Here is a 12,038-nt window from a genome sequence, read left to right on the forward strand (position 1 = left end):
TTTGCATTAATGGCGGTGAACTTGAGGAAGTTCACCGCCAAAAACTCCAAAAAAATAAATAACGATGATAAATTTCTATCAAAAAAGAATCCAAGCCGCATTTTAATGACTTGGATTCTTTTTTTATTATTTTTGGCTAGTTATGTCCCAGCCTCTTTTTGTAGTAGAAAAGTAAGAATAATGGAGGGATATTTTGGCGCTTCAAGATGCAATAAATCAAAATATACAGATTAGGTTTATTAACTTCCCAGAAGAATTAGTTGGTCATGTCACTGGCATTTATCACCCAAATGATTGGTTGTTAGCAAAATTAGTAGATATAGACAATTTTGGTATTTGGTTAGAAAATCCTGATTATATTAGAATTTCAGTAAGGGATGAATTAGGAAATGCAATTCCACAAAACTTACAAACAGAAGAAAGAGTAACTAGTAATGTGTTAATAAGGTGGGAATTTATTGGATCTATCATGAGGTTTCCAAATGAAGAAATTAATGGACAAACTGAGGATATTAGAACAATCGGATTTAATTAAGAGAAGGATAATGAATCAAACAAATGTAGAACAACTCGAATTGTTGCTAGTCAAGGAGATGGAAGGGAAACGAACACCTGCAAAGCGTGTGGACATTGTTAGTCTAAGATTAGTGAAGGAATCGAGCATGTTATACAAGAATCGTTCTGTCAGTAGTCCAGAAGATGGTTATGATTTGTTGAAGCAATTCCTTGGTGAAGTTGATCGGGAGTATTTTATTGTCATTTGCTTAGATACGAAAAATCAACCGACAGCCATTAACATCTGTCATATTGGCAGTTTAAATGCAAGCCACGTTCATCCAAGGGAAGTGATGAAACCAGCTATTCTATCTAATGCTGCTTCTATTTTAATCAGGCATAATCATCCTTCGGGGCAGCCATTATATAGAGTATTATTAAAGATAGAACTCTAAGTATTTCAAGATGGAGTTTCTAACTGTCTAAGGCAGAAGCTATGACAATGAGATTCGTAGGGTGATGAAACGTTCATCATTCGAAGTGCCCAGCCCCTTATGCATGGTACCATGGTAGGGGTGAAAATATAGTCTATTCTATGATCGAAAGACATAGCGGCGAAGCAAGCCAACCAACAACCACAAGGTGTTTACTAATTACTAAATATATATTATAAACCTGAATCAATATTATAGCACTAATTCCTATTGCTGGAATTAGTGCTTATTTTAATTTGGGGAGGAAAAGAAAATGAAGAAGTATGAAGTGAATGGAGAACAGCTTGAATAGTTGTATGTGAAAGAGGAAGAAGAAAATAGCAAGCCTGCAAAAAGAGTAGACATTGTTAGTCTGAAAATGGTAAAGGAAAAGAGTATGTTGTACAAGAATCGACAAATTACCAGTCCTGAAGATGCGTATCAATTGTTCAAGGAATATTTAGAAGGTGTGGATCGTGAATGGTTTGTGGTAGCTGGGTTAAATACGAAGAACGAACCAACAGTGATTTCCACAGCACACATCGGTTCACTGAACGCTAGTATTCTTCATCCACGGGAAATAATGAAATTAGCAATGCTTTCAAATGCTGCTAGCATCGTTGTAGCCCACCCGCATCCATCAGGACAGTGAGCCAAGTCAAGAGGATATCCATGTTACACGTAGATTGAAGGAAGCTGGAAATACGATGGGAATTGAATTACTAGACTACCTTGTGATGGGAGATGATAGCTTTGTTTCACTCAAAGAAAAAGGCTACATCTGATAATAGAAGCAATTGGGCAGTAGATGAAAGATGGTTTATCGACAGAATGCAGAGGCCATTTCAGACTAATGTCCCAATAGAAGGTGTAAGTTACAAAGCACATAGTTTTGCTCATAAGGACATAGATGATTCGTTTTATACCTATTGAACATCTGAGCGATTACCAAATTCGTTACTCTTACAATCCTATTTGTGCGTGGAACAAAACGATATAGAATGGCTTGCCGGAATCGTAATCGAAGAAAGTTTAGGAAAACTATTGTATGAAATATGGTTGAAAAATGGAAAAGCAATTGCTTACGAAATGTACGTGATTAAAGATAATCACGTTATTACTAATGATGGTATTATCTTGTTTTACAAAAGTCAATACCGACATAGAAACATGGTACTTTTCAGGGGAAAATACTAACACCATTATTATGAAGCTACATTGGGCCGCATTAGAGGATGGCTGACAAAGGTATCGATCTATCACTAAGCTGGCAGGACATTCCAGATAGGAGCAAATAGCGGAAATAATGTCACAGTAGATAAGGTAAGAACTTCTGCAAAACTGTTACGGATAAATACAATCATGATTGATGATTCAGCTCGTGCGGAAAAGGCTTTGGAGAGACTTGATGAAGCGCTAGGGATAGTAAATAGTGAACGTTCCCGGATTGGATCCTATACGAACAGACTAAACCATACGCTTAATAATGTCCGGCAAACAGCCGAAAATATGGTGCAAAATGAATCGCAGATCGGAGATGCTGATATGGCAAAAGAAATAATGGATATGGCTAAAGCTGGCATACTACTGCAAGCAAACCAACATGCGCTTGCCCATGTTTATAATAATCCACAGAACATATTGGAGTTGTTGAAGGGCTAAAGAGGGAGAACAGAAGGATAGGTTCCACGTCTGGTTAATCCTATAGTTGGGCAAGAGATGCCTACTCCTCTGGCTTAAGATTGAGTATATTGGACTGAAATGTGAGTACAAAAAGAAGTTTTAAAGTATATTATGCCGATTATGGAATACTTTGGCTTGTTCCAGTTGAGGGTATACAGAAATCGAACAGCCTAACTTTACAAAGTTAGGTTCCTATGCTGGGGCGATTGAGTATATTATTCAGCGTGAAATTTTCCAAATTGAATGAGGGAATCAGATATCATTTGTTGCGATTATATCTCGAAGTGGAAATTTATAATTTAGCTAAGAGATTGCTTAGGCAATACAAGAATGATGCATCTACTAATTTTGCTTTTAATGAAGTGCTGTTGCATTATTTCCGAGATGGATTCACGGCAAAAACAATATTGAAACATGCGGTGAACGAGAACCCCTATGCGATTTTTTTAACGGGTGAAAAAACAATTCGATCATACGACACGAACATAGTGGCAAATGTTCAGGATGGAAGCGAATGATTATGTTCTGGAGCACATTCTTTTATGGGAGCAAGCGGGAGAACTGATTGAAGCGATGAAGGGGATGTAGTTTATTGATCACGATGAAATGAACAAATTGGTTAATTCCGGCTGTCGTAATGATTGAGACTATGGCAGCCGGATTTTTTATTTATTTAAAATAGAAACACTTGTTCTGTTCATGTGAATGCGTTATAATATAATCAAACAAACATCACGTCCAGTCCCACAAAAAACTCAAAGGATGTGTTAAAATGCATTTAACAGCATTACAGAACGAAAATACTCCCCTGTATGCAGCCACGTCGATTATTATGGAAGAATCGAGCAACTACGAAAAACAAGCGAGGAAACGATCGAAAACAACATTACTAAAACAACTCCCAATTGACCGTCTCATGGATTTAAAGGTTGATTTTGCCTTCAAACAGCTTTTTGGAAATGAAAAGAATAAGGAAATCATGATTGTATTCTTGAATGCAATTTTACAAAAAACAGGTCGTAATCCAATCAAGGACATCACATTTTTAAACATCGAAGCGGGTGGGGAATTTGTTGATGATAAACAGTCAAGACTTGATTTGCTCGTTACAACAGAAGATAAAGAACAGATTCATGTCGAGATACAGTTTACGAACAAGTATGATATGGTAAAACGTTCGATCTATTATTGGGCGGGGGTGTACCGCAGCCCGTTGCGCAAGTCAATGAGTTATAAAGAACTACAAACTGTTATCTCCATAAATATCTTAAATTTCAATTTATTTAACGATACCGAGAAATTTCATACAACCTACCACCTGTATGAAGATGAAGAGAAATTTAAATTAACAGATGTGATGGAGTTTCATTTTATCGAGATGACAAAACTAATCAAGGCTTGGAAGGAAGGAAAGTTAGACCCGTGGAATGATGTTTTAGCTCGCTGGTTGTTAATGCTCGGCATGATTGATCGACGTAATGAACAAATCTATGAGGATATTTTTCATGAACTGGAGGAAATAGCAATGAAAGATGAATCATTAAAGAAAGCTTTTGGAAGTTGGGAAGAGCTTAGCATGAGTCCAGAAGAATATTTTGCTTATGAGTCACGATTAAAACGTATCTTTGATGAAGAGGCTGCTCAGCGTGAAGCTGAGTTAAGGCTTCGGGAAGCAGAGAAAAAAGCGGTAGAGAGAGGGTTGGAGGAAGGAAGAGAGGAAGGAAGAAAGGAAGGCAGGGCAGAAGGGAGAGAAGAAGGTAGAAAAGAAGGTAGAAAAGAAGGTAAAAAAGAAGGTAAAAGAGAAGGAAGAATAGAGGGGAGAGAAAAAGGAAGAGAAGAAGGGCAATTTGAAGAAAAATTGAATACTGCTAAACGTCTTTTAGAAGCGGATATGGATATCGAGTTTATCCGAAATGTCACAGGTCTTCCAGCGGAGCAGATAATGGAATTAAGATAATCCTACGTATGATGTTTTTAAGAAAGCAGAATAATCATCCAAAGGGAAGGAGGATTATTCTGCTGGGTTTTTACACGGTAATTCTTTCTTTAATCATTTTCTTTATTTCAGTCGCAGCCTTCACTTTGACATTCAGACAAGGAGATATTTTCACTTCATAATTCCCTTGCTGGATAGCGGTTCTAAGTTCGTCAATTGTACTGCATTCAGGAAAAGCATTATAGATCGCCCCGTATTGCATGTGGTGATGGGTATCACTGCCACCTACAACAGGGACATGATATTGCATAGCGAATGAACGGACGCGTTCTTCCATGTCACTGCCGTACGTATATAAATCTTTCCCATTTAAATCAAAGGCATCGAATTGTGAAAGGACGGTAATAGGATGCTGTGTCCATGGAGTTGATTCGCGTAAAGGATGACCACCGATTTTAAGCACATTAAAGTTGGCAAGCAATGCAATTAAGTCATTAACTGCAATAAAGTTTTCTTGATCCTGATAAGGCAATAAATAGCGGGCAATCGTCAATATATCGTCTCGATCCCCGATGACAAGAAAATGTCCGGTTTCTTTCACGTCAACTTCCAATCCGCAAAATACCTTCAAGCCATTGATGTGGTAATAGTTTTCTGTATAAGGAAATGCATTATATAGTGTTTCGTATAATTGGATGATGTTTTTTGAGTTAAAATGCTCCGTAATGGCAAGGGCAGTAAGTCCACTCGCTTTTGCCTCCTGTATTTTCGTTGTAATATCCTCAAGGGAAGATGTTATTTTTTTTGCTAAGTTTGCGTGTGTATGAAAATCGATCAGCATGAAATGTCTCCTTTCGGCTGGAAATCCTTTAAGAAGGAAATGTATTTCCAAACCACCAAATGATTAGTAAAATTCCAAGTTGCGTAAGGATGAATAGATAGTCTTTAGTTCTGACTTTTAAATAAGATAATTTTACTCTTTTTGCCTCTGGATTGTGCAATGAATAAGAGAAGCCGCGTACTTCTAATGCTTCTACTGTAAGTCTTGTTCGTTTAGCGATATTTAGCATTAATGGGTAGAATGATTTAATCACCACTAATATGTAATAGTAAACAATACGCCATTTGAGGAAGCCATGATTTTCCGGCGTTTTTCCCCGTAAACGAAAGGATTGGAAAATTTGGTGATACTCATCCAATAAAATAGGCAGCATTCTGTAACCATAGGAAACGGCGAAACTAAATTGAGCCGGTACTTTTAAAGAGAGCAGCCCATCACTTAAGCGTTCTGGACTCATGCTGGCAAAGACCGAGACACTTGCAATCGACATAATGAAAAGTTTCATTGAAAATGTGAGCAATGGTAGAATCGCTTCGAATGTTCCTCCGCCAAAAACCAATGATACAATGACAATTGTAAAGAGCTCCGTGACAATACCAATCCCAAGTAATGTCAGGATTAACGGGCTTACCCTGGAAACGACAGCTAAGACAGCTGTATAAGCGATAATGAAAAGCAGAATGGTATTATTAAACGTAAACCATGGTAAGATGCTGACTGTTAAATACCAAAACATTAGTACTCTAGGGTCGATATTTGCCAAATATACATCAGGTTTCCCGAAGGCGGTTTTGATTAATTCGAGTTTAATCGTTTGGACATTAAGAACATTTTTGATTTTATCCGTTAGCTCCATTTAATTGCACCTCCTTTACCCTTGCGACAAATTCTTCTACCGATAGTGCTGGGTGTATGTTTAGTCCCAGACTTAATTCCGTAATTTGCGGCAGCTTTAGCCCAGCGCTTTTCCAAATCTCAACCCGTTCAAAGAGTGCTCGGGGTGTCCCGTCAAATACGACAATGCCATGTTCCATTACGATAACTCTCGTTGCCCATTCGGATACGAGCTGCATATCGTGTGTGGCAATTAATACTGTCTTTACTCTGTCGCGAATGGAGTGAAGAATACGAATTAGTTGTTTCCGATTCCCGACATCTAAGCTTGCAGTAGGTTCATCGAGCATCATGACGGTTGGCATCATCGCTAAGCCAATTGCTACAGACGATCTTCTTTGTTGTCCACCACTGAGCAGTCTGCCGTCTTTTGGAAAGAGGTCACGCATATCTAATTGATCGGCAATCTGTTCATAACGTTCGTTCTGTTCCAAATTGCGCACACTGCCGAAATAGGTTACATCATTGTAAATGGTATCTTGAATAAACATTTCCTCAGGATTTTGATAAATGTAGGAAATGTGACTCGAAAGCTTTTCAACAGGTGCCCGCTTTACATCTATGTTATCAACAATGATTTCACCTATACGTGGCTTAATAATGCCGGCTAGACTTTTCATTAATGTTGTTTTACCAGCACCATTGTTCCCGACAATTGCAACTCTTTCCCCCTCAAAGAAAGTCAGCGCATCAATATCCAAAACCGTTCGTCTTTCCTTTTGTAGTGTTTTAACTTCGTATTGGACATCTTTTATTGATAAAATGGCTGAATGGCTTGCATGTAAATTCGCTTGATGGCTGTTCGTTCCTGGATGAAAGTAGTAGCCATTGAAATAATCCTTCGCTTCCTCTACTGTAATTGGCAATTCGTCTGCATCGGAAAAATGAGCGATTTGCAAGGCTGCCTGTGTTACTTGAGGCGGGTAGATATGCACTTCTTCAAGCTCGGTTATATTTAACAACCCCTGCTTCACATTGGTATGCCATTTTACTTTTCCTTTTTCAATAAGAGCAACATGTTTACAATAATTCGCAATGAATTCTGTATGATGCTCAATGACAATAATTGTTTTTCCAAGCTCTTCATTTAAATACTTCAATTTATCATAGATTAAGGTTGCATGTTGGGGGTCAAGCTGTGCAACTGGTTCATCTATGATTAACACTTCAGGATTTAAAGCCAAAGCGCCTGCAAGTGCGGTTAAATGTTGCTGCCCGCCGCTAAGTTCCCAGACCGTTTTGTCCTTCAAGTGTTCGATGCCGAGCAGTTCTAATGCCCACATCGCTTTGTCTTCATAATCGGGATAGCCGAAATTGAGTGGTGCAAATCCAACGTCTTCTAGAACGGTTAACTTCATTAATTGATTTTGAAAATCCTGATAAACATAACCGACATGATGACTAAGAATCGAGACAGGCTGCTCTTTAACAGATAACCCGTTTACAATCACCTCTCCCTCGTAATCACCAGAAAAATAATGAGGAATTAAACCGTTTATCGTTTTACATATCGTTGACTTTCCACTGCCATTTCCACCAATAATGGCGAGAAAATCGCCTTTGTTGATAGTCAGGCTTGCTCCGTTTAATACTGGATCCGGCGCTCCTGGATATTGATAGTGAACATCTTTAATTTCAATAATTGATTGATTTAAGCTGACCATTTATCCTTTTCAACCTTCTTTCTTCCCATTTTTACAGTAATCGTAATAATTAAGATGACGATAATCGCCGCGGCAGAAATTGGAAGCCATATAAATCCATCCCCGAATTGGTCTAAGAAATCAGGTTCCCAGACTGCGAAATTGATATCCATTTCGGCCATGTATTCAGCAACCAGTCCGACAAAAGCTAAGAAGATTGCTACAATTAGAAAGCGGACGGAAATATATTCAGTCATCGAAGCTTTGATATTTGGATTCCGTGGCTTCATGCCCATGAGGGGCTCGATTTTACCATAAAGTTTTGGCAGGAGATAAAGTGTTGGAATTAAACCAAACAATACTCCAGAGATAACCATTTCATTCACAAAGCTAAATGCTTCAATTGCAAGAATACTTTCAGGCAGACCAGCAACAGCTTCTAATTCTTCTACTCCGAGCCATACTTTTCCGATATCGACTATTGAGCTCAGCATTTGGTCTATACCTACACCAATAATCGCGGCAGCGCCAATCTGCCTTTTGTTCGTTGGATCTCTTACAAGTAAACCTGCAACATACATCGCTAAAGAAAACTCTATAAATCCTTCTACTTCCCCAATTCCGCTAAAGTCCCCAAGCAATAATTTCCCGAAAATTATATCGCCAACGGATGCCCCAATTGCTGCGTATAATGGATGGAATAAAATAACGAGTATGAGTGGGATAAAAGCTAGATACGAGATGGATATATCAATTGGACCTAATTGGAACTCTGGCAATAATTCTGTAAATAAACTTGCAAGCCCATATAGTGACATTGCCAGGATGAAAATCATCATTTTCTGCGACTCGGTATACGCATCCCTATTCGGTAATTTGTTTGACACGATTGTTTCCTCCTTTAAATTTTTACTATCTTCATCATAACTTTCCATCATTAAATGAGTATGATGACTTGGTTAAAAGGAGGTGAAATAAAGTAAGGTTATTTCCAATATGAAAATAAATTTACACAGTCCATCGATGAATCGGATTATAATAGAAGAAAATGGAGAAAGGCTGGTGACGGATATGGCTTTATTTTTAAACGTTGATAAAACACAGTTGCCAACGAAACAGCAGCAAGTAATGGAAGTCATTGAAAAAAGAGGGATAAAAGTTGCGTATCTGTCGATTGATGAACTTGCTGAAGAAGCTGGCGTGAGTACAGCTACAATATCACGCTTTTTCCCATTAGCTGGCTTTGAAAACTTTAAACAATTTAAGGAATATGTGAAAAAGCGGATTGAAACAACACCAGAGAATAAGCTACGAAATTCGATTCTCGATATTGGCGGTGGTGATACACTTGACCGGATGATTGAACAAAACTATGAATATCTTTTTCAAACACATACCCATCTGAATCGGAAAGATCTGTTGCAGGCTGTAACAGAAGTGATTCATGCAAAACGCGTAATCATTCATGCGCCGTCATCTTCTGAGGGTCTTGGTACGCTGCTCTCCCATCGGTTGAAGCGATTTGGCATCCTTGTTGAGCGAACAGCAAGGAGTGGAGCAGATATTTTTGAGTCGATGATTCACTTTGACGAGAAGGATGTCATCATTATTTTCCAGTATGTAAAATTACTGCCGGAATCGAAAGCAATTCTCGATTATGCAAACCGACTCGGTATTAAAACGATTCTGTTTACAGACCAGCTGGTAGGCGAAATGAATCGTCTCGCTGATTACGTACTTTATGCTTATCGGGGTGATACATGGGAATTTCATTCGATGGTAGCCGCTACAACTGTTGTCGAAATGCTCGTTATGCTTGTAGGCCAGCGATTGGAGGAAAAATCGATGGAGAACTTGCAGAAGCTAAGTAAATTGCGAAGGGAGTATGGAGATATTGTGCCGAGCTGATTTGTAGAGAGATTAAGATTCCATAAGAATTTGTACCCATCGTTCCGTTTATGGAGTGAAATAAGGTCTGATTGTAAATAATCAATTTCCACAAAATCCCTGTTCTATAGAAACTTTTCTAAAATCTATCCGTAATAAAACACACAACATCTTTTTTACTAGAAAATTGTATATCAGGGAGGAAAGCATTCATGAAAAAATTATTACTATTATTCGCAGCTTCCATGTTTCTATTAATCACTGTCGCCTGCAGCGCAGATGATTCAGAAGCAGGTACAGAAAAAGATGACACGGCTACGAACGAATCAGAAGAAAATACATCTGAAACAAATGATTCGACGGACGAAAGCGCATCTAATTCAGGGGAGTTTTCAGAAGTTGATTCCATCATTGTCGATGGAGATCTTCTTGCAGGTCTGCTTCACTTAAGCGATGACGGTGAGGTAGTTCAATGGGCAGAAATTGACTCTGGGATGATTGGGGACGCGAACCGGATGAAAGTCTGGGCTGACGGTGAGGTCGAGGAGCTGGATATGGAGAAATTTAACCAGCATTCGTATGTAAATGCAGAAGGGAACATATATGGTAGTGTAGTCGACCACGATCAAGCAGGCAGTCCGCAAACGGTTTACGTATATAATCCGCTAACTAGTGAATCAGAGAAGTATTTAAAACCGGAGGAAATCGAGGAATTTATCGTGGTCAATCCTCAACGGGTAAGTGACGAACAAAAAACGATACTTTCTCAGAAAAATTATACAGACGGCGAAATTATTTTCCATCTATGGAATTACGAAACCGATGAAGTAGAGGAGCATAATATTTCAGAAGGCACGTATGCGCTCATCCCCGAGATTGATAATATCCGCAGTGGACATCTTGGTTTAACCCGTGATACGAAGTCAATTTATGTCGGTTACTCGGAAGGTATTGTACATTATAATACAGAAACAGAAGAAGTCGATGCAGTGTCCCTTGAGGAAGACATGGAATACGTGATTACACCTACCGTGGATAGTCAGTATGTTATTACACAAAAGTATATCGGTGATGAATCGGAAGTGAATAATAGATTCTACATCACAGATCGGGATACTCTTGAACAAACAGAGATTGGTAATGCAGACAACGCTATTTCCATTACAGATGGTAGAATTCTGTTAGTGGCGGAAAATGAATTGCAGGTTTATGATATCGAAACCGGTGAAACATCGCTGTACTATACGATTGAACTTGATGAGGAATTTGATCTGAAAGGCGTCCGTGTGAGCGGAGATGGCAACACAATTGCTTATTATTATGAAGAAGAAGTGCCGCGAGAAGATGATCCAGAGAAGACGACAGATCAGACGACGATACAAATTTTGCGTAAGTAATTTTAAAAATGCAAGTAATAGAGCTCAAGTGTTTGTGCCCTTGAGCTCTATTATAAGTTTCATCCGGTCGGAAAATCATTCTGAACGCTTATGCGCCACCAGAAATCCCACTCCAGTAAAAATCTACAATTTCCTTTGCTAAATCATCTACGGAAGAAATAGAACGTTTAAAATCCTCATCCATCGAATTTCTTACGGTTAATAAATTGACAAAGATCAAAGTTGCGAGCCGTGTATTCGTTTCAGGGATTTCTCCTTGCTCCATGGCATGTGAAAGGGCTGTTTCAAGTTCTTTATATAGTGCTTTTTCCGCCCATTCCATCTGCTCAAGCTGCTCCTTTGATAAGGCAAGCTTTGCTTCTCTCATAAATACATTAATATCGATATTAATTGTTGCTTGCAGATGACCTTTCGCAAAATGAAATAATTTCATTTTAAACGGTTCATCCGTTGCTAAAATAGTGGTCGATTTCTCTTTGATAACGTTCATTAATTGCACCATTGCAGCGGTGAACAAGTCTGTTTTCGTTTTAAAATAATAGTAAACGGTCGCTTTTGTAACATTACAGCTTTCCGCTACATCGTCCATGGAAACGGAAGGAAATCCATTTTCCAAAAATAACGTTGTTGCCGTATGTAAAATGATATCTTTTGTTGAGGCCGCACCTTGTTCTTTACGCGGCCGTCCTATTGAACGGTGTTGTTTCTTTTCCATTATTCATCCAACTCCAGCTTATTTTCGTGATAATAGTATAACATAATAGCTACAACTTGATTAATTAACGATCC

The 12,038-nt window shown here is 38.6% G+C and carries 11 protein-coding genes and 3 pseudogenes; 9 read left to right on the top strand and 5 right to left on the bottom strand.

Annotated features, from left to right (window positions below; genetic code table 11):
• The 7 genes and pseudogenes from LZD48_RS15490 to LZD48_RS15520 form a co-directional block, all read left to right on the top strand.
• A pseudogene (locus LZD48_RS15490) lies at window positions 1–234 on the top strand (hypothetical protein); the annotation flags it as partial.
• Window positions 194–535, top strand: a complete 342-nt coding sequence (locus LZD48_RS15495) for a hypothetical protein (RefSeq protein WP_235763636.1) — start codon at window positions 194–196, stop codon at window positions 533–535. The pseudogene LZD48_RS15490 and the gene LZD48_RS15495, both read left to right, overlap by 41 nt.
• A gap of 10 nt (window positions 536–545) precedes the next feature.
• Window positions 546–917 (top strand): annotated as a pseudogene (locus tag LZD48_RS15500) (JAB domain-containing protein); the annotation flags it as partial.
• Window positions 918–1,365: 448 nt separating this feature from the next.
• A pseudogene (locus tag LZD48_RS15505) lies at window positions 1,366–1,753 on the top strand (JAB domain-containing protein).
• Between the two features lie 577 nt (window positions 1,754–2,330).
• Window positions 2,331–2,630: a flagellin gene (locus LZD48_RS15510; protein ID WP_235763637.1), complete on the top strand. Its 300-nt coding sequence runs from the start codon at window positions 2,331–2,333 to the stop codon at window positions 2,628–2,630.
• Window positions 2,631–2,914: 284 nt separating this feature from the next.
• A complete protein-coding gene (locus LZD48_RS15515) occupies window positions 2,915–3,169 on the top strand; it encodes a hypothetical protein (RefSeq protein WP_235763638.1) in 255 nt (84 codons plus the stop codon).
• Between the two features lie 254 nt (window positions 3,170–3,423).
• The gene (locus LZD48_RS15520) at window positions 3,424–4,608 is read left to right on the top strand and encodes an Rpn family recombination-promoting nuclease/putative transposase (RefSeq protein ID WP_235763639.1); all 1,185 of its coding nucleotides are present in this window, start codon (window positions 3,424–3,426) and stop codon (window positions 4,606–4,608) included.
• 70 nt (window positions 4,609–4,678) lie between these two features.
• Here the strand turns inward: LZD48_RS15520 and LZD48_RS15525 are convergent, their stop codons facing one another.
• Genes LZD48_RS15525 through LZD48_RS15540 form a run of 4 tightly spaced genes read right to left on the bottom strand, consistent with a single transcriptional unit; the run spans window position 4,679 to window position 8,852 of the window.
• Window positions 4,679–5,428, bottom strand: coding sequence for a PHP domain-containing protein (locus tag LZD48_RS15525; RefSeq protein WP_235763640.1), 750 nt, complete (start codon window positions 5,426–5,428; stop codon window positions 4,679–4,681).
• A 28-nt stretch (window positions 5,429–5,456) separates the two neighbouring features.
• Window positions 5,457–6,284 carry an energy-coupling factor transporter transmembrane component T family protein gene (locus LZD48_RS15530; protein ID WP_235763641.1) on the bottom strand — a complete coding sequence of 276 codons (828 nt, stop codon included), beginning with the start codon at window positions 6,282–6,284 and terminating at the stop codon, window positions 5,457–5,459.
• Window positions 6,268–7,986: an ABC transporter ATP-binding protein gene (locus LZD48_RS15535; RefSeq protein WP_235763642.1), complete on the bottom strand. Its 1,719-nt coding sequence runs from the start codon at window positions 7,984–7,986 to the stop codon at window positions 6,268–6,270. The genes LZD48_RS15530 and LZD48_RS15535 overlap by 17 nt, the downstream gene beginning before the upstream one ends.
• Window positions 7,974–8,852 carry a DUF8171 family membrane protein gene (locus LZD48_RS15540; protein WP_235763643.1) on the bottom strand — a complete coding sequence of 293 codons (879 nt, stop codon included), beginning with the start codon at window positions 8,850–8,852 and terminating at the stop codon, window positions 7,974–7,976. Before LZD48_RS15540 ends, LZD48_RS15535 begins: the two co-directional genes overlap by 13 nt.
• Window positions 8,853–8,961: 109 nt before the next feature.
• Here LZD48_RS15540 and LZD48_RS15545 point away from each other — a divergent pair, with 109 nt between their 5' ends.
• Window positions 8,962–9,873, top strand: coding sequence for a MurR/RpiR family transcriptional regulator (locus LZD48_RS15545; protein WP_235763644.1), 912 nt, complete (start codon window positions 8,962–8,964; stop codon window positions 9,871–9,873).
• 191 nt (window positions 9,874–10,064) lie between these two features.
• The gene (locus tag LZD48_RS15550) at window positions 10,065–11,249 is read left to right on the top strand and encodes a hypothetical protein (RefSeq protein WP_235763645.1); all 1,185 of its coding nucleotides are present in this window, start codon (window positions 10,065–10,067) and stop codon (window positions 11,247–11,249) included.
• A gap of 88 nt (window positions 11,250–11,337) precedes the next feature.
• Here LZD48_RS15550 and LZD48_RS15555 read toward each other — a convergent pair whose 3' ends face one another.
• Entirely contained in the window at window positions 11,338–11,964 is a 627-nt protein-coding gene (locus LZD48_RS15555; RefSeq protein ID WP_235763646.1) for a TetR/AcrR family transcriptional regulator, read from the bottom strand.
• Between the last annotated feature and the right edge of the window lie 74 nt (window positions 11,965–12,038).

The sequence above is a fragment of the Oceanobacillus alkalisoli genome, assembly GCF_021556485.1.
GTDB classification, from domain to species: Bacteria; Bacillota; Bacilli; order Bacillales; family Amphibacillaceae; genus Oceanobacillus; species Oceanobacillus alkalisoli.